Source organism: Bosea sp. ANAM02 (assembly GCF_011764485.1).
GTDB lineage: Bacteria > Pseudomonadota > Alphaproteobacteria > Rhizobiales > Beijerinckiaceae > Allobosea.
In genome coordinates this window covers 452873-470567 of the sequence record NZ_AP022849.1, presented here as the reverse complement: position 1 = coordinate 470567, position 17695 = coordinate 452873, and the positions used below count along the sequence as shown (strand labels likewise).

Annotated in this window: 19 protein-coding genes; 3 read left to right on the top strand and 16 right to left on the bottom strand. The window is 64.2% G+C overall.

Annotation, left to right across the window (positions count from 1 at the left end):
* The 3 genes from ligA to OCUBac02_RS25980 all read right to left on the bottom strand — a co-directional run bounded on the left by ligA (position 1) and on the right by OCUBac02_RS25980 (position 3915).
* On the bottom strand, positions 1 to 2085 hold the full coding sequence (ligA, locus tag OCUBac02_RS25990; protein WP_173050669.1) for an NAD-dependent DNA ligase LigA: 2085 nt from the start codon (positions 2083 to 2085) through the stop codon (positions 1 to 3).
* Position 2086: 1 nt separating this feature from the next.
* Entirely contained in the window at positions 2087 to 2737 is a 651-nt protein-coding gene (locus OCUBac02_RS25985; RefSeq protein WP_173050667.1) for a hypothetical protein, read from the bottom strand.
* Positions 2738 to 2841: 104 nt separating this feature from the next.
* Positions 2842 to 3915, bottom strand: coding sequence for a hypothetical protein (locus OCUBac02_RS25980; protein ID WP_173050665.1), 1074 nt, complete (start codon positions 3913 to 3915; stop codon positions 2842 to 2844).
* A 110-nt stretch (positions 3916 to 4025) separates the two neighbouring features.
* On the opposite strand from OCUBac02_RS25980, the gene OCUBac02_RS25975 reads away from it, so the two are divergent.
* Together OCUBac02_RS25975 and OCUBac02_RS27425 are read left to right on the top strand one after the other, a co-directional pair.
* Entirely contained in the window at positions 4026 to 4544 is a 519-nt protein-coding gene (locus tag OCUBac02_RS25975) for a hypothetical protein (protein ID WP_173050663.1), read from the top strand.
* Between the two features lie 58 nt (positions 4545 to 4602).
* On the top strand, positions 4603 to 5190 hold the full coding sequence (locus OCUBac02_RS27425) for a hypothetical protein (RefSeq protein ID WP_244639346.1): 588 nt from the start codon (positions 4603 to 4605) through the stop codon (positions 5188 to 5190).
* A 275-nt stretch (positions 5191 to 5465) separates the two neighbouring features.
* On the opposite strand, the gene OCUBac02_RS25965 is transcribed toward OCUBac02_RS27425, so the two are convergent.
* The 13 genes from OCUBac02_RS25965 to OCUBac02_RS25910 all read right to left on the bottom strand — a co-directional run bounded on the left by OCUBac02_RS25965 (position 5466) and on the right by OCUBac02_RS25910 (position 14953).
* The gene (locus OCUBac02_RS25965) at positions 5466 to 5855 is read right to left on the bottom strand and encodes a DUF2625 family protein (RefSeq protein ID WP_173050661.1); all 390 of its coding nucleotides are present in this window, start codon (positions 5853 to 5855) and stop codon (positions 5466 to 5468) included.
* A 725-nt stretch (positions 5856 to 6580) separates the two neighbouring features.
* On the bottom strand, positions 6581 to 7072 hold the full coding sequence (locus OCUBac02_RS25960) for a hypothetical protein (protein ID WP_173050659.1): 492 nt from the start codon (positions 7070 to 7072) through the stop codon (positions 6581 to 6583).
* A gap of 72 nt (positions 7073 to 7144) precedes the next feature.
* Positions 7145 to 7270: a hypothetical protein gene (locus OCUBac02_RS27545; RefSeq protein WP_280528867.1), complete on the bottom strand. Its 126-nt coding sequence runs from the start codon at positions 7268 to 7270 to the stop codon at positions 7145 to 7147.
* A 202-nt stretch (positions 7271 to 7472) separates the two neighbouring features.
* Complete coding sequence (locus OCUBac02_RS25955) at positions 7473 to 7637, bottom strand: hypothetical protein (RefSeq protein WP_173050657.1); 165 nt, start codon at positions 7635 to 7637, stop codon at positions 7473 to 7475.
* A 43-nt stretch (positions 7638 to 7680) separates the two neighbouring features.
* A complete protein-coding gene (locus tag OCUBac02_RS25950) occupies positions 7681 to 8670 on the bottom strand; it encodes a hypothetical protein (RefSeq protein WP_173050656.1) in 990 nt (329 codons plus the stop codon).
* A gap of 61 nt (positions 8671 to 8731) precedes the next feature.
* Entirely contained in the window at positions 8732 to 9874 is a 1143-nt protein-coding gene (locus OCUBac02_RS25945) for a secretion/conjugation apparatus DotM-related subunit (RefSeq protein WP_173050654.1), read from the bottom strand.
* 58 nt (positions 9875 to 9932) lie between these two features.
* Entirely contained in the window at positions 9933 to 10388 is a 456-nt protein-coding gene (locus OCUBac02_RS25940) for a hypothetical protein (protein WP_173050652.1), read from the bottom strand.
* A gap of 16 nt (positions 10389 to 10404) precedes the next feature.
* Positions 10405 to 11439 (bottom strand): ParM/StbA family protein, encoded by a 1035-nt coding sequence (gene parM / locus OCUBac02_RS25935; RefSeq protein WP_173050650.1) that lies wholly within the window; start codon positions 11437 to 11439, stop codon positions 10405 to 10407.
* Positions 11440 to 11457: 18 nt separating this feature from the next.
* Positions 11458 to 11733: an IcmT/TraK family protein gene (gene icmT / locus OCUBac02_RS25930; RefSeq protein ID WP_173050648.1), complete on the bottom strand. Its 276-nt coding sequence runs from the start codon at positions 11731 to 11733 to the stop codon at positions 11458 to 11460.
* Positions 11733 to 11885 carry a P-loop NTPase family protein gene (locus tag OCUBac02_RS25925; protein ID WP_173050646.1) on the bottom strand — a complete coding sequence of 51 codons (153 nt, stop codon included), beginning with the start codon at positions 11883 to 11885 and terminating at the stop codon, positions 11733 to 11735. The genes icmT and OCUBac02_RS25925 overlap by 1 nt, the downstream gene beginning before the upstream one ends.
* Before the next feature lie 182 nt (positions 11886 to 12067).
* Entirely contained in the window at positions 12068 to 13297 is a 1230-nt protein-coding gene (locus OCUBac02_RS25920; RefSeq protein ID WP_173050644.1) for a type IV pilus twitching motility protein PilT, read from the bottom strand.
* Positions 13298 to 13302: 5 nt separating this feature from the next.
* On the bottom strand, positions 13303 to 14403 hold the full coding sequence (locus OCUBac02_RS25915) for a type IV secretory system conjugative DNA transfer family protein (protein ID WP_173050642.1): 1101 nt from the start codon (positions 14401 to 14403) through the stop codon (positions 13303 to 13305).
* 7 nt (positions 14404 to 14410) lie between these two features.
* Positions 14411 to 14953, bottom strand: coding sequence for a DotD/TraH family lipoprotein (locus OCUBac02_RS25910; protein ID WP_173050640.1), 543 nt, complete (start codon positions 14951 to 14953; stop codon positions 14411 to 14413).
* Between the two features lie 1080 nt (positions 14954 to 16033).
* Here OCUBac02_RS25910 and OCUBac02_RS25905 point away from each other — a divergent pair.
* On the top strand, positions 16034 to 17665 hold the full coding sequence (locus OCUBac02_RS25905; protein WP_173050638.1) for a hypothetical protein: 1632 nt from the start codon (positions 16034 to 16036) through the stop codon (positions 17663 to 17665).
* Positions 17666 to 17695 lie beyond the last annotated feature (30 nt).

The following is a 17695-nucleotide window of genomic DNA, read 5'->3' as shown; positions in this document are numbered from 1 at the left end:
TTACGATCCTTCTGTCGCAGTCGAGGCATCCGCGATGAGCGCGAGCCAGGCGTCTTCCGTCAGTACCGTTACCCCCAGGGCCTCCGCCTTTTCCAGCTTGTCGCCGGCGCCAGGGCCCGCGACGACGTAGCTCGTCTTCTTCGACACCGACCCCGAGACTTTTGCGCCGAGCTCTTCGGCACCCGCTTTCGCCTGGTCGCGTGTCATCCTCTGAAGGGTGCCGGTGAAGACGACGGTCTTTCCAGAAATCGCCGTGTCCGTGCGAGCGACCTTCAACGGGATCGCCTCGACGACGTTTCCAAGATCAATCGCGATCGCAGCGCTCGCGGGATCGGAGAAATAGCGCGAGAGCGATGAAATCGCGGCATCGCCGACACCCTCAACGCCATAGAGCCGGGCACGACCCTCCGAGCTCGACGCACCGTCGATGAAGGCTTGGTACGAGCCGAAATGGCGGGCGAGCCGAAGCGCGTTGGTACGGCCAACATGCCGGATGCCGAGGCCGTAGATCATCCGTTCGAGCGGCGAGCGCCGCTTCGAAGCGATCGAGTCGAAGAGCTTGCGAACCGAGACGGCGCCAAAGCCCTCGCACCGATGCAGCGGATCCTCTCGCGCCGCGTCGGTGGCTTCGAGGCGAAAGATGTCCGCCGGAGTCCGAATGCGGCCGGTCTCGAAGAGGAATGATACCTGCTTCTCTCCGAGCCCATCGATGTCTAGCGCTTCTCGCGATACGAGATGCAGGAGGCCTTCGACAGCCTGTGCTTCGCAGAGAAGACCGCCGGTGCAGCGCCGAACCGCGCCGCCCTGGTCACCGACATCCGCTTCGCGCTCGGCCGCGCTGCCACAGACCGGGCAGCGGGTTGGAAAGACATACGGCTTGCTGTCCGCGGGTCGGTGCTCCAGCACGCGATCCACGATCTGCGGGATGACGTCCCCAGCCCGCTGCAGGACCACGGTGTCGCCTACCCGCAGATCCTTGCGCTGGATCTCGGCCTCGTTATGCAAGGTCGCATTGCTGACCTCGACGCCGCCGACGATGACGGGTTCGAGCCGCGCGACCGGCGTCAGAGCACCGGTGCGGCCGACCTGGATCTCGATGTCACGCAGGATCGTCGTCACCTGCTCCGCCGGGAATTTGTGTGCGATCGCCCAGCGCGGCGCGCGTGAGACAAAGCCGAGCACTTCGCGCGCCGCGAGGTCGTTGACCTTGTAGACGACGCCGTCGATGTCGAAGGGGAGCGTGGCACGCGCCTTGGCGATATGCCGATAGTAGCCGATCAGCTGCTCGGCGCCGACGAGGCGATAGGTTTCCGGCGCTGTAGGAAGACCGAGCGCGCGAAACGATCGGACCATGTCGAGATGCGTGGCGAGCAGGCCATCCTCGCTGACTTCTCCCCAGCTGTAAGCGAAGAACCGCAGGGGGCGTTTCGTGACCTCTCGCGACTGGCGGATGCTGCCAGCGGCCGCATTGCGAGGGTTGGCGAAGGTCTTCTTGCCCGCGGCTTCCTGCTGCGCATTGAGCGCCTCGAAATCAGCGCGAGTCATGAATGCCTCGCCGCGCACTTCGAGCAGCTCCGGCGCGGGGCCGACGAGCTGGTGCGGGATATCGGCGATGGTCCGGGCATTCGCCGTAACGTCTTCGCCGATCGAGCCGTCGCCGCGCGTGGAGGCGCGGACAAGCAGGCCGTGCTCGTATCGAAGCGAGAGCGAGAGACCGTCGATCTTGAGCTCGCCGACCATCTCTGAGGATTGATGGCGAAGCCCGCGATCGATGCGGCCGAGGAACTCGGCGACCTCTGATTCCGCGAACAGGTTTCCGAGAGACAGCATCGGGACGGCATAGGGGACCGGCTCGAACGCGCTCGATGCCGGCGCCCCGACGGCGCGGGCCGGCGATGAAACCTTAGCGAGCTCGGGATAGGTCGCTTCGAGCGCATTGAAGCTGCGCCGCAGCGCGTCATAGGCCTCGTCCGTGATCAGCGGCGCGTCTTCGCCGTGATACAGGGCGTCGTGCCGCGTGAGCTCAGCGCCGAGCCTCGCGTGCTCGGCCTTGGCTTCCTCGAAAGAAAGGGGCGCAACGCTCATGTCAGGCGAGCCAGGACGCGCGGCGCTGCTCGAAATCCTGGCCCAGCAGGGCTTCGAGCGCGGCCATCTGCTCGACAATCCCAACGCTGGCCGTCGGAAACTCCGGTTCGCGTCGCGCCAGATCGAGCGGCGCAGGAGCCGGAGTTGGCTGAGCGGGAGCCGCTTCCGCCGGCAGGGTGGCGACGATTGGAGCGGTGGCATCGGAAGCTGGCAGTGTTGACACCGCCGCAGGCATCAAAACCCGTTGCTCGACACGAGCCGGGGCGACGCACTCAATCTTCACAGCCTTGAAGACAGCGAGTGACAGGGCCAGCGCCGGGTTGCCGAGATGGCCTCCGACCGAGAGGGCGGCGCCGGTGGCGTCGTGGACCGAGCAAACGATAGCATCATCCCGCCCTTCGAGGCGATACCAGCAGCCACTCGGCAGGAGTGCCCTCATCAGGTTGGTCGCGGCGATCAGGTTGCCGGCGAGCGCGCGATGAAGGTTCGAGCGGAAGGCGTCGTCCCGAAGGCCGAACGCGCCCGCCGCCATGGTCGCCAGCTCCAGCGCCTGGTTGAAATCGCCGCCGGAGAAATCCTGAGGCGCGGTCTCGACAGCGCGAATGAGCGCGGCGAGAGAGGCTTGCGGAGATGCGGAATCCAGGAAGGGCATGACGATTACCAAGAACCAACAAACGATCCATGGACGCTAACGTCAGCGCCGCGCATCTCGAAGGCCAAACTCGCTGTTGGATGAAGGAATCCGTGGACGGGCCTTCATAGATCCATGCCGAGCTCGGCCAAGCCATCGTCGGCAACCTCGTCGAGCCGGCCAATGGTGGTCTCGCCGGGAAGCGTCGTCGGGATAAGATTGGCCTCAAGTCCGATCTGCAGCAGGACACTCCAGCTGCACAGAGCCTCCGACGGTGAATGAGAGTTCCGGTCGTCGTAGCGAGGATCATAGATGCCGTCATACACCCGCAGGAGCGTCTGAAGCGCGGCGATCACATCAGCGGTGTCGCCGCTGGCCCAGGCGCTCAGCAAGGACTGCTCAAACGGCTTGAGCTCCTCGGCGACCTTTCTGTGGCTCATCAGCTTGCGAAGGTTCGAACGCAGCGCCATGGCCGCGGTTTCGAGCGTCGCGCCGGCTTCCGGGACCGTGAGGTAGGCCGAATCCAGATGAGCAACCCGCATCGAGTTGAGCTTGGGCCGTCCTTTGAGCGTCAGCTGTTTCGCGAGATCATTTGCAGCGGTCTGCTGATCGATGCGGAAGATGAAGGCGCCGGACTTGGTCGTGTTGGCGCGTCCATAGTCGACGATCCCCTTGCCGGCTTGCATCTGGACTCGCCACACCGGTTCAGAATCTCGCTTCCAGAGATTGCCTTCGTGCATCATCAGGTCTGATGCGACACGAGCCGCCCTCGCCTGCTGCCATTCCCGTCCGTCTCGCGAGATATCGGCCATCTGTGCGATCGCAACCGCCTCGTCGGGCAGGATGTCGCCCTTCAGGTCGACAGCCTTCTCAAACGGCCAGTACTGCGCGAACCTCCATGCATTGGGGTCGTGGAGCAGATCGGGCGTGACCGGGCGTTGATCCTGAAGTCGCATGGTGTGGCGGAGCGCGCCGTCGAGCCCTTCGAAGACGATCGAGACGGTCTGCTTTGGGGACCTACCCCATTCGCCCTGGTAGCGCTCGTATTGCAGCTCAAGAGCCTTCACAGGGGCGCCTTCGGCGACCGGGATCTCGACAGGGGTCGAAGAGCGCATGAACTGCCAACGCTCCTGACGGGCGCGCTTGCGACGCCCGAAGACGGCGGAGCGGTGGTCCGCCCAGGCAACGATCTTGGCCATGTGTTCGACTCCCTGTTCGTCAGAAAGCCTACGGTCCGGCGCTGCAAGCCAGAATGGTCGTTGTAGATTGCGAGAGCGCAGGCCACTTTCGCGGCAGCAAGGAGAACCTGATGCCCCGCGAATTCCGAAACACGGTCGAGCCGCTTCTGATCCAGACCCCGAAGGGCCGGGTGAAGGTGACGCCGATCGCCCGCGACGAGGCATATGTGCGGGTAGAGGGTGACGATGGGGTCGTGATCCGCGGGATCCCCGTTACCGGCAGCGAGCATTTTGTGATGTCGGACAAGGGTATCACCGGCCGCACGGAGCTTCCGACGTCGCGCTTTTCGTTCAAGGGAATGCGCAGCGACAGGCAGTACGAGGAGGCCCCTTCGGGAACTTCCCGCGAGCTGCTTCAGATCATGCGCGGCGCCGTCGAGACCGCGGCACTGGAGCATGCGCGAGCCTTCGCAGAAGCAGGCACAATTGCTGCGTCGAACAATCTCCTACGCGTCGAGGAGAACATCGCCAAGAAGCGTGAAGAGCTCCAGGCGCTCTTCGACGAGCGCGCAAAGCTCGTGGAGATCGAGGCTGAAGCCGAAGAAGCCCTTGCTCAGTTTGAGCCGCAGGGGCCGCGGCTCGGGCCCTGAGTTGTGACTTTCGAGCTCCAATCTGATCGTCGGCACAGTGATCGAATTGGAGCTCGATATGCAACGCGCTTTCCTCATCCAGACGCGCCAGAAGGCTGACGAACCGGGCCAGCGCCGCGCCGTGTGTCGCGAGCACATCGTCATCCTGCGTGAGGCCGGTCCCTCTGAGACCTTCCCCGTAGGCGCGACCTTCGCCACCCGCTATTACGGTGGCCTCGAGGCGGAGCAGAAGGCATCAGAAGATGCGACTGCCGGCCTCAACCGACACCACCAGGTCGATCATGTGCGAGCCTTCACCAGCACCGACGGGCTCCGCCGGGCGTGGGTTCAGGCGCCGGCGGAGGACCGCCGCGAGATCCGCGTTGCGACCGTGGTCGCCGGAGACGCGAATGCCGCTTGGATGAAGCCGTTCAGCGAAGCGGAGCGCCAAGTGCTGCGTACCGAGCTCAATCTCGATCCCTCCGATCCCTGCACCGATCTGGCCGTCTTCCGTCGGCGCAAAGGCACCGGCATCGAGGCTGTGGCACGGATCTGCGGCGACGCGGTCGTCGAATTCAACCCCATCGCTGTCGACATCGGTGCCGAGGCGCAGGCGCTCCTCGATGCTCGCTTCTCGCCGGCGCCGCAGGCTGCAATGGCAATGTGACTGGCACGGCCGGCTTTGGTGCCGTCCGACTCGACCTCGAAACCCGAAAATTCGATCCGGAGCTGCACAATCCCATCCGCCGGCACGACCCGCGCCGCCGGCGGCGCGGTCCCCGCCTCTTTCGCCCAGAGGAACGGGTAGAACGACCAGGCCATCGAGATGGCAGGCGCCGGCTCCTTGAAAGCCGGCAGCCGGGCGAACCGATCATAAAGCGCGTCGCGGTCGCCGGTCAGGCACCAGGAGACGAAATCTGCGTACCCGATATCGAGGCAGGACTAGGCGATACTGCCCGCTGCCAGGTTGAAGATCTGCCCGAGATCTGCTGGGCCAAAGCCTCCTCCATTCAGCGCGAAGATACCGCCGAGCACGTCATCGGCGACGAACACCGCATCTCTGAAGCCATCGATCGCCTTGTTCACAGTCAGCAGTGAGCGCTCGCCCCCGCCGAGAACCCGGATGCGGCCGGCATCGACCAGAATGCCGCCGGTCTCGTAGCCGACCGCTCCGAGCACCGACCGCGTCGTAACCTGCAATCGCAGCAGCACCTTCTCGTGAACGTCCTCGTCGGGCGCGAGGATCACCGCGTCGCCTGAGGACGCAGCCAACTCGCGGATCAGCGGCAAGGCCGGGTCGTCGACGTCTATCAGTGCGGCCAGAGGGCGCATCAGACGGGACTCATCGGGCTTCAATCTTGACACCAGAGCCTGTGTCGATGCCGGTGATTTCTGGAGCAAGCTAAAGAGACTTAGCTTGCTCTTCCTTGCAAATCGCATTTTTCCTCCCCAGACCCACATCCCCAAGGCTCGCCGCGCGCTGCCGTGTCATCAATGTCGAGATCTATGCTGCGACAGCCAAGGTAAGCCTTCGCCGGGGTCTCGTCCCAGACCAAGTCGCCGATCGAGTCGGTGTCCGGTCTGCGTTCGGCCGGCGATGACGTGGGTCGCCATGGGGGAGTCGTTCTTATGGGGACCTTCTCCATGGTGGGGCGCCCTCATCGAAGTCCCCATGGAGGCCCGCCGAGCCCATGGTCGAACCGCCTCAAGGTAGCCTTCGGCAAAAGTGCGGTGCACTGCACCCGCACTGCACGCGCACTGCAGGTGCACAGGGGGTGCACAGCTAAAAACGCCATGAAAACCCCATGGGAAGGTGTTCTGAAGGGGATTTTCTGGCAGGTAGCGAAGGATGGATCGACCCCAGGAAGGCGCTGTACGGGTCTACCAGCGGGTCGGCGAAATCTGCAAATGACACGGATTTTTCTACGCGAAATCGCATTTTCGCGACGCGCTGATGGAGCGGCTCGAACTTGGCTCAGAACCCATGGGGAGCCATGGCGCCCATGACCCATGGAGGGCAGGTATCAGGTTGCGCCTAGAGCAGCAGGTGCGCGGAGCTAGGCGTTGCCGCCGCTACCACCAACGGGGTCGACCGCTCCGCTGTCCTCGCACCCGACGGGGACGGGAGCGATGAAGGTCACGCGGCCATCATCGGACGACCCGAGCACTCGCATCCGGTAGGTGTCGTAAGGCGACGTTGGAAGCACGTCTCCCTCACTGCCGGCAGCGGCATTCGCCTGGCTGGTTTCCAGCGAGGTACACCGACAATACGCGAAATAGGCCACGAGGCTGACGACAACCGCCGAAAGGATCACCACGACAACTATGGCCCGTTCGCGAAGGTCGTCGGCAGCCCAACTGAAAAGGAGCAGCATCGCAAGCGAAGGCGCCCCGATGGGAGCCGAGAGTTTGGCCAATCGGATCAAGGAGCTTGTTGCGTCGTTGATCATCGGGATCTTTACGAGCCTCTGCTTGAGGGAAAGCCGCTGCCGGAATAGCGTGAGGAGTGCCAGAAATGGCACGAGAAGCGGTGCGAAAGCCTTGGTCATGCGGATATGCCTGAGGGTCATTTGCCGGGCGCTGGCGGGGGCGTGCGCGCCCGAGACGGTGGAGGCGGTGGTCTATTTGGCGAGAGACGATTCGTTTTCGCCTCCATCGCGGAAACGGCTCTGGTCGGCGTCGTCGTTGATCTTCCGGTCGCACCAGGCGGAGATCAGGAAAGTCGTAACGCCGACGACGAGGGCCATGCCGAACATCCCCATTAGAACCCAGAGCGGATCCCGGACGGTCCGGACGAACCAAGCAAACCCGAATAGAGCCGCCGCAGTTGGAGGGAAAGCGAGACCTGCGACCTTCGCCAGTTCGAGGGGGAGAACCGCCCGCTGGTTGGTGCTCGAAGGCATTGGGAGGCTCCAGGACGGGCTTGCAGAGGGAGAAACGAAGTTGCCCTCACAGCCGCTTCAGGAACCACCGGCAGCCGCCCGTGATGCAGGCCAACCCTGCAGCGGCGATCAGCAAATGAACCATGGCCTCCGGCGAGGCGATTTTCCCGAGGCGGATCAGGCTTCCGAATTCATGGGCCGAGGAGACCGACACGAAGCCGATGCTGATCATCGACAAGAAGACGAGGAATTGAAGGGGAGACAACACGATCGCCTCACGGTTCGAGGTGGAAGGTCTTAAGGTCGTCGGGCCGCCGGATATCGCCGCCGCCAGGCAGCGGGATGACCACGGAATTATTCGTAAGTGCCCAGGTGCCGGCCTCAGGAACGGTCGAAACGCCGTCCTTGTCCCGCATGCGATCGAGGGTCAGGGCATCGAGTCGGACGATGCGAAGCTCCTTCTGGCCTCGTGCCTTGGCTGCCGCGGCCGCCTCTTCGGGGCTCGCGACGACGCCGGCTTCCTTGAGCTTCTGCGCAAGGTCGTGGGGCACGTTGCGGATGAGCTCGGGGGTGAGCTTCTCGTTGCTGTTCAGGAGGTCGAGGACGGCCTGGAGCTGCTGCATCTCGCCGCTCGCACCCTCGGCGCCCTTCTCGGCGACCAGCTTACGGGCGCTGTCGACGATGGTCTGGGTATCGACCTTTCCGTCGGGCCCGGCCTTTGCAGGGTCTGCAGTCTTCTCGGCTGCGGGTGCAGCGGCCGTCTGACCGGGCAGCGGGGGGATAGTCGGCGCCGGGGTCTTCACCCGGGCAATGGTGCTCGGGAGTTGCTGCAGAGGCTCGCTGGCTTGCGTCATGACCTCCGGCGCCGCTGCGACGGGAATGGCGACCGGCTGCCGGGGCACGAAGCGGTCAGCCAGCACGACGCCGCCGAGGATCACCACGGCGGCCCACGGCAGGGCCGTAGACGCCTTCAGAGGGAAGCGGGGAGCCTTCAGCGGCTGGGCGACCGAGACCGCGGTCTGCGCGTTCGCTGCAGGCTGAGGAGAAGTTGAGGCACCATGGAAGGTCGCGATGCCATCGAGCGTTTTGCCGGCCTCCGCCTCGGAGCGCCCGCTGAACACGGTCTGCTCAGCCCCGGCCTTGCTTTTCACCACGCTCCACTGGCCGTCAGATCCGGCGACCGAGAACACTGCCGGGAGGCCGTCGGCCTCGATGATGGTCAGGCGCTCGCCTGCAACATGCTCGATGATCTGGGAAGTGGACACCGGCAACTCCATTCGATTCGATGCGATATCAAGGATCGCTCTATCTATCCTTGGTGACGCCCTAGGAGCGGGCGTTCAACTCCTTTTTGGCCGGAACCTTGAGCTCATCCACGCCTCGTTCGCCCATGTAGTGGCTGATCCCCTCCACAGCCTTGCCGACCTTGGGCTCGCTGATCGGCTTTCGGGCGATATTCTCGTGCCAGTAATGCGAGATCGCGCCTGCGCCCTCGATGTGGAATTTCCGGCGTCCGACATTGTTCAGGACGTAATAGAGGCTGCGATCAATGGGCTTCAGCCACAGGAAGTCGCTCGTCGCGAGCACCCCGGCGCCGTCGCGAGCCTTGAAAAGCAGGTGGATCAGCGCGGTTGACGTCCAGGCATGGTTCGCGGTGTGCTCGGCCACGAGCTCGCGGATCTTCGGGTTCTTCAGATAGGGATCGATGAGCAGCTTCAGCGCCTCGTCCCGCTGCTCTCCTTCCTTGGTGACGTAGACATAGGTGATGTCGCCGCGCAGCTTCTCGGCCTCTGAGCTGCCGCGCAGATGGAAGTGGGCTCCGATGATCGCGACCAGGCACTGCATGTACAGAGGAAGGTTGTCGATGCCCTGCCACGGAAGACCCAGCTGCTCGATGAAGGCCTGCTCGGCTTTGGCGTAATCCTTCACCTTGCGGTCGACGACCTCGATGTTCCGCTCCAGGAGCCAGTCGTGGGGCTTGCGCTGAGGCGCCATCTCCGTCCAAGGCTTCTTCGGATCGAAGCGCGCGCTAAAGAGCGCTGTGCGCCAGTGACGGGCATTGTCCTGCGCCAGCGAGACCAGGTTGAGCTTGCGCTTGAACCCGTCGCCCTTCATCCGGAACATCACCAGAATGGCCAGCGATCCGGTGATGGCCGCGACGATGTATTTCGCGCGCTCGCCGATCAGGGACTTGAAGGTGTAGAAGTCGGAGAAGCTGATCAGCCACGGATCCTGGTTGCCCTTCAGCGTCGCCTCGATGAAGGCGAGGATATTCTGCCCGGTCTGGCCGAGCCCCATCGTGAGCTGGATGATCTTGATCAGAACCCAGTTGATGGCGAAGGCCGGGTAGATGATCGCGGGCTTGGCGAGCATCCAGATGCCGATCAGCACCATTGAGATGACGATTATCGCGACGATGCCGGTGGCTTCGGTATGACTTCCGCCGGTTTGGTCGTTGCGGGCTGCCATCAGTCTCTCCTGGGGATCTCGTGCTGGGGCTCAACGTCCGGGAGGGCGTCGAGACAGATCAGGTGTCGGCGTCCTGCGGGAGCTCGACACGGCTCGACGGCATCAGGTTCGCGAGGCTGTCGAGCATGTTGAAAGCAGGCTCGGGCGGGAGCTCCGAAGTCGGCTCGACCGAGACGGCGTCGTAGGGCGCGGGAGCCGGCTGAGCGGCAGCCGGATGAGGCTGTGCCACCGGCATGTAGCTCGCCGGGAGCGGGACGATGGTGATCCCGTCCGTCTTCTCGCGGGCGTTGAGGCGGCGCTTGAGGCTGAGGCGATCGACCAGGCTCGGCGGCATGTCGCCTGCCTCGATCATGGCGCGCAGGCCACGCTTGATGGCCTGGCGCATGATGTCGGAGGTCCTGCCGGCGGCCGACAGGGCTTGGGCGAGCTCAAGGACCGCCTTGTCGTCGTCGACATTGGGCCAGAAGTAGACGCTGACGCGCTGGGCCTTCCGGTTGATGGTCCGCTTGGTCAAGGGACTGCCTTCTCGATCAGGCCGCGTTGCGGCCCTGCTTGCGCTGCTGGAGGCGCGCGGACTTCCACAGGCCGCGCGCATTGGCGAACTCGGGGTCTTCCACGGTCACGCCGTTCCGAAGCTGCTTGGGCGCGTTCGGGAAGAGCGCGGCGCCGCCGCCGACGAACACGACAGCGTTCATCGTCGCGGCCGAGGACAGCTTGCGCTCGACTTCACGCTCGATCTGCGTCTCGATCTCGCGCACGGCCGCCTTCACGAGGTCTCCGATCTCCTCGACCTTGTTCCACATGCGGATCTTGTGCGTGCGGATCGCCAGATCGAGATCCTTGATCGGCAGGGTGTCGCGGAAGCCGAACTTCTTGTGCAGCGCCTGCTCCAGCCCCTTGTAGACGTCCAGCACGCCGAGGTTCGAGGTGCCCGATCGCTTGGTGTCGATCTTGCTGCCGCCGGAGATAACGGCGATGTCGGTGGTGCGCCCGCCGATGTCGACGATCGCAACCGGGCCGCTGATGTCGACGCCAGGTCGCGGCTTCAGATTGTCATCGAGCGCGTAGTCGAAGAGAGCCGCGACCGCCTGGCAGCCGATATCAGCGCCGACGACGCGAGCGAGTTTGGTCTCGGGCGAGATCGAGGTGACCGCCTTCAGCAGGTTGCCCGTCTTCGTGCTGATCTTCTCCTCGTTAATCGCGCCGTCCGGCGAGAAGTAGTCGGCAACCGGCAGGCCGGTGATCAGCTCGACATTGCGATCGCGATAGCCGGCGAGCGCGAGGCCATGGTGAGCCAGCACTCGGTTCATCGTCGAGGTGTGGAAGCTGTCGAACTGCGTGTTCTCGGACTCGACCTCCTCCGAGACGGTGAACTCGTCACCCTCTTCGGCGCGGTAGCAGTCGACGAAGCCGCCGCCGTCGATCGAAGCGATGCGATGACGACCCGAGCGAACGGAGGTGCGGAAGACCTTGCGGATGGGCTCGCTGCCGTCGAGCGGCGAGCCGAAGATCTTGATCTGGGCGTAGCCGTCGTCGATGGCGACGAGGAAGGGATTCTTGGCCATGGTGTCCTCTCTCAGCCCTCAGTCCGGGCGACGTTGGAAATCGATGCGGCCGCGTTCCTTGAAGCGGCCGAGGGCGGGGCGGTGATCCCCGATGAGCCAGGCCCGCAGGGCCCGGAAGGCAGATCCGAGCGACATTCCGCGCCGCTCAAGGAACCAGAACAGGAAGAGCACGGCGGCGGTCAGGGTGACCGTCCAGACCCGGAAGTGGATCAGGGTGAAAAGAACGAAGACGCCCGCGCGGGCGTCGACCTTCCAGAAGCGCGCGGGCTTCGATGTTTCGCGCCAGTGAGCCATCAGGGTGCTCCCTGCCCTTGGAGCCGACCTTTCAGGGCGGCCTCGACGCAGCTGGCGATGGTTGCCTTGTCCTGAGCCTCGAGGACCCTGACGATCGACGGCTCGCGCCGAAGCGCGTTGCGGATTTGATCGACGAAGGGAGAAACCTGCATGGGCGTCGAACTCCGTGTTGCTGGGGCACCAGAACGAACAGGGCGCGCACGCCTTGCTCGCGCGAGGCGGCCGGCGACGCAGTCGCAGTCGGTCCGCCATGGTGTTCCGCAGGAGAAATGGACCGTGCGATAGCCCGTGTCGTTACAGGCTTCGCACGCGATGTTGCGGTTGCTCGTGAACATCAAGCAGCCTCCCGATCGGCGCGTACACGGGCATGCCAGTGCTCCTGCGAAAGCAGCCCCTCGCGGTAGGCGAGATAGGTCGATTCCGACAGCGTCCGTGACACGGCGCGCTTCCCGAGCATCATCTTGCGGGCCAGGGCCGGCCAGTCGTCGGGATCCTTCCCGAGGAAGGCGTTTCGCGTGGCGCTGTCGAAGATCATGAACTCGCGACAGGCGACGCGGCCGCCGCCGATACGCGGGAACAGCAGCTGGGTGACGACCATGCGCAGCGATTGCATGATGTCGTAGCCGACCGCGCGCTTGGCCTCCGCCGGGAACGGCTGAACCAGGCGCCGAAGCGTCTCCGGAACGCCGATGACGTGCGTGGTCGAATAGACGAGGTGCCCGGTGAGAGCGGCTTCGACGCAGCCTGCAATCGTCGCCTTGTCGCGAGCCTCGCCGATCAGAATGATCGTTGGCTTGCGGCGCAGCGCGTTGCGAACGGCGTAGGCGTAGAGGCTCTCTTGCGTGTCCGCCCCGTCGCCGTCATGCGGACGCAGATGGCGACCGACTTCGGTCTGCGCGACCGATGCCGATGGATCGACGATGCCGTCGTAGACGTATTCGATGGGCGAGGAGTATTCGAGAACCTTCTCGTTCGCATTCGGCTTCGAGACGATGTCGCCCACGAGCGAGGACAGAAGCGTTGACTTGCCCGAACCGGTCGGCCCGGTGACGAGCACCATGCCTTGGGCCGGACGCATGTTCTGGATGATCTCCGGCTCGACATTGAGGTCGGCCAGCGGGATAGGCCGGCTCGGCAGAGTACGGACCGTGATCTGGTAGCCGGTCGACTGCGGGATGCGGATGCCGGTGACGTTGACACGGTAGCGCATCTGACGACCGTGGATACGGACCTCATGCGAGGGGTCCAGATCGTAGCCGGCCTGCACCATGCCCGGGCCGTGCGTCTGGTAGACGTAACGGACCAAGTCCTCCATTTCGTCGTTGGTCAGGGGACGCTGCGTGATCCGCACGATCTCGGAGCCGATTTCAGCCTTCACGAACTCGTTGGTCTGGAAGGTGATGTCGGACGCCTTGCGCTCGCCGGCCCAGATCAGGAGCTCGTCGAAGCTGTCGCGGGTGAAGCGCCCGGTGACCGGCAGCACGCTGCCGTCGTGCCGCCCCGCGAAAACATCGCGACGCGGAACGGGAGCAGGGGCTTCGACAATGAGCTCTTCCTGGGACATGGCGCTCAGAACGTCTCCGGGACCGCAGGAGCGGGTTTCGCAGGCGCTGCCTTCACAGGCGCGACGGCGGGCTTGGAAGGCGCTGCACGGCCGTCCCATACCCTCCGGTTCGCGGAGGGCCGATGTGTCGGCGCCTTCGGGCGCTCCGCGGACGGCTTCGCCTGTGGCTTCGGCGGCGTCGCGCCAGTGGTCGTGCCGTTAGGGCCCGGTGTCGTGGGCGCCGCCTGCCAGTCCTTCGGTGCGTCCACCTTCAGGCTCGGATCGCGGGTGATCCGGATGGCGCGATCGTTGACGCGCATGTCCTGGCCGGTTCCGGTGGTGCCCAGACGGGCGTCCGAGACGACCGGTGCCGAGACCTTGTTCTGCTCCAGCAGCGACTTGTATCGGACCATGCCGTTGAAATCGCGCTCCAGCCGCTCCAGGTCGGCCTGGAAGATCTCGCGGGCCTGCTTCTGGCCCATGGCCCAGCCTTCGCTGACCCAGCGCTTCCACTGCTCGCGCTCGGTCGAGTCGCGCGGCAGAAGGCTGTCCGGCGGCGGCTCGGGGGTGCGGTAGTCGCGAACGAGGTAGGACTGCCAAATCGGAGGGACCGCCGTGAAGCGCGCCTGCTCGACGATTTCGTAGACGGTGTCAGCCACCCGCAGCGTCTTCCCCGCCTCGCTGGTCTCCCACGCCTCCTTGGCCTCGGCGATGACCGGGGGCAGGATCATGACGTTGTCGGGGCCCTTGATCATCGTGCGCTGGAAATCATAGGTCCGCGCGATCTTGTTCGACTGCTCCTGCAGCATGCGATTGATCGTGCGGCTCTCCCACGCCAGACCGGCGCGCGCACCGTAGGACAGGGCAGCGTCCTTCATGGCGCCGCCGCGCAGCTTGTCCTCGCCTTCCTTGACGGTCTTCTGGCCGGAGGGCGCCTTGTTGACGACCTCCTCCAGCGACGGGACCGCTTCGGTCGGAATATCGAGCTTGCCGGCCTGATAGCCCGGGTTCACCGCGGACGGATCGGGAGCGACCTTGATGGGCGTCGCAGCGCAGCCCGCCAGGGCGAAGGCCGCGGCGGAGGTCAGCAGGAAGGTGCGAACGGTCGGAATGAGGCGGACGCTCACTGATGCCTCACTTGGTCATCTTCCAGGCCGAGCCGCCGCGCTGCGGCCGGACACCGGCATTCAGATAGCGGAACTCGATACGGCGCTCGGATTCGATCGCCGCGACCTGGCCGAAGGGCTGGGTCTGCAGACCGATGTTTTCCATGATCTTCACCGCGGCGACGTCGCGCATCGAGACGTTGACGATCACGGGGGTGGCTGGCGGGTTGCCGATGACGCGGAAGTCCCAGCCGACGAGCCCGGCCATGCGGCGCGCGGCCTCTTCACCCGGCCCCGTCCATTCCATCGTGGTGGTGCGACGAAGATCGGCGGGCACGCCGGCGAGGCTCTCCTGAACCGGCTTCGGGACCGGAGCCGTTCGGGCCGTCTGGATGCGAGCGAGCTCCTCCTGTGCGCGAGCGGAGCGCGAAGCGGATTCGGCGAGGAGCTGAGTGGCGTCGGGTCCTTCGACTGCGATCGGTTCGACCTGAACCTTGTTGGCGCATCCTGCCGCCGTCAGGGCGACTGTCGAAAGCACGGCGCCGACAAGCGCTCTGCGGTTGAGCATCATGCGAGTCTCCTGGTCCTTCGAGGACCGAACGAAAATCTGACGATCAATCCTTCATCGCAAAGGATCGATTTCACGATTCATCGTCTGTGCAAGATCGCGATTTGGCAATCCTTATTTCCTCTGTCCCCGTGGATAGCCGGTGCAGAGCGCGCGCAGTGCCTGCGCACTGCGCGCGCTCTGCACGACGTGTGCACCCTCGGCTATGTCGTTACCGTTTGATGGAAACGCGATTCAAACCAGCGGCGCGGCGTTACCATGTGTCGGAAAAGCCGAGCAGTGTTTCGGAAATCTCGCGCAGAGTAGCGGGAACGCGATTCCTTTTGTCGGAAGCCCGTTACGAAGTTGCGGAAACGCGTTACCTCATGGGTCTTCCATGGGGCTCTATTCCCTTCAGAGGGGCGGGTGTCACGGAATTTTCGACGCGAAACCGGCGTTCTGTCATTGCTCCCTAAAACGGCCGGATACGACCCATAAAGTAGCTGGTTCATGGGGCATTTTGGGCCTTCCATGGGCGATTCATGGCGATCCATGGGGATTCCCAAGGGCGCGAAGCGTCGATTTCGAGGCTTCGCTGAGATCGTCCGAGCCATGGCGCGTCATCTGTTGTTGCTGAGTCCGATGGTGAAAGCGGAACTGCTGCTCATGGTGTGATGGGGATGAGTCCGATGAGCGCGCCAGGGGTCGCAAGAGCCTCGTGTTTTTGGCCATGGGTGCCATGAGAACAAGGCGTGAATCTCGCTGCAACCGAGGCGCCCATGGCGCTGGCTTCCGCGGGTTGAAGGAGCCCCTTGCCGCCCTTCTCGGGGTCGATGGGGTCGAGATCGGGTAACGCGTTTCCGCATGATTGTAACAGATTTCCGCCATGGCGCCCCATGGGGAAGGACCGTGTCAGGGTGAACAAGGACCCGGCGAAGGATTAGATGCGGTAATCTGTTGCACAATTGCGGAAACGCGTTACTTTTTTGGGAAGTAACGGGGGGACGAGAATTTCTCTCTGAAAACGATTCTTCGATGGAGCTTCCAAGAAGCCCTCGAAATCGCCCTCATCACTCAGCCCCCTAGGCCCATCTCCGAGGACCCATGAGCAGCAGCAATCCCAAGCAAGAGCCTTCGTCGAACACGCCCAGCCAGGCGCGTCCACGACCGGCAGCTGTGGCCGCCCGGCCGGCAGTCGCAGGCGCCCTGCTGCCCCGGCTGCGCGGTGCCGGCACGATCGGCTGGGACGTCGCCCTCGTCGGCGGCGAGCTCAGCCGCGACCCCTCCAATGTTGACACCATAGCAAGCCAGGAAGTCGCCCAGGGGCGCGCGGAATTCCCCAATGTTGACACGACTGCGGAAAGTGCAGCGGCATCTGACCATAGGCCTGCGTCTTCGCCCAAGCCGAATAGTCGGCCGGGCAAGGTTCCGGGAATGCCCGGGCTGGGCGGCGTAGACGTAAAGCCAGAGTCGGCTCCTCAGCCGCGCCGCGTTCCCGGTGGAATGCCACGGAAGCCGGGTTCCCCGACCCCGTTTTCGGTTCGGCCCAGTGACGAAGCCCTTCGGGATATCCGGAATTCGGCAAAGGCTGAGTTGGAGCGCGCGGCAAAGAGGCGTCGTGATGGCCACAACGGGACCGCGACTGCGCCCAAGCGGGCTGCGAGCACGGTCGCTATGTATCACAAGCGCGGCGAAGACCTGGTCAAGAGGTTCCGCCGCGAGCGCGGCCTTAGCTCAGACGTCGAAGCCTTCGACCCTGTCGAATTCGCCCACTGGTGTCGAGGGCTTCGCTACTCCGTCGCTCCGTCAACCTGGCGGCAGTATCGGCAGGCGATCCTCATGGTGCTGGAGCCCCTCGCCTCGGAGAAGGTCGAGGAGGCGATCGCACTTATCGAGAACGATGACCGCGGCGACATCGAAATGGGGACCGCGGAAGCGGTCACCAAAGACGAGGTTCCGGAAGAGAGCCGGCGGCTGACTTCGGCGAAGAAGGCCAAGCAGGTCAGCTTCGACGAATTTCAGCGCCTGCTGCTCTATCTCAAGGTCCGTCGTCGCTCGAAGAATGCCGAGATCCTGCGTGCCTGGATGATTGCGGGCATCAGCACGGGCCTGCGACCAGGTGAGTGGCAAGCGACTGAGCTGCGCATATTCCCGATGACCGGGCCGGAGTCTTCCGGCGTCGGGGTGCCGCCCGACAAGCGGCGCAAGGCCTTCCTGTTCGTGATGAATGCGAAGACCACGAATGGTCGCGGAAACGGCCTGGTCCGGACGCTGGATCTGACCTTCTGCAGCGATGCTGCTCTCAGCGCGATCCGTCGCATGTCGGAGACCGGGCGCCGTTGGCATGCCGAAGGGCGCTTCAGCGACGAGATGGAGAACGTCGCGAGGACGCTCTATCTGTCCGGCAAGCAGATTTTCCGGAAGAAGAAGCTCCAGATCTCCCTCTACACGTTCCGGCACCAGTTCATCGCGAACATGAAGGCGCTCGATCTCCTGCCTGAGGAGATCTCGGCGATGGTCGGCCATGTGAGCGATGAGACGGCGGCGCACACCTACGGGAAAAAGCGCAGCTCCTGGTCGATCGATCGGATTCTGGAGCGTCCGCGCCCGATCCATGAGGAGGTCCAGAGCGTGAGGCGGACGCTGAAGTTCCACCAGGATCGCATCACCTTTGATCGGATCGTTCGCGGCGAGCGCGTGGGCAGCGACGCGATCAAGGGCGCCCTGCCGGATTGAGGCCATAGATCGGAAGCCGACATCGTTCAG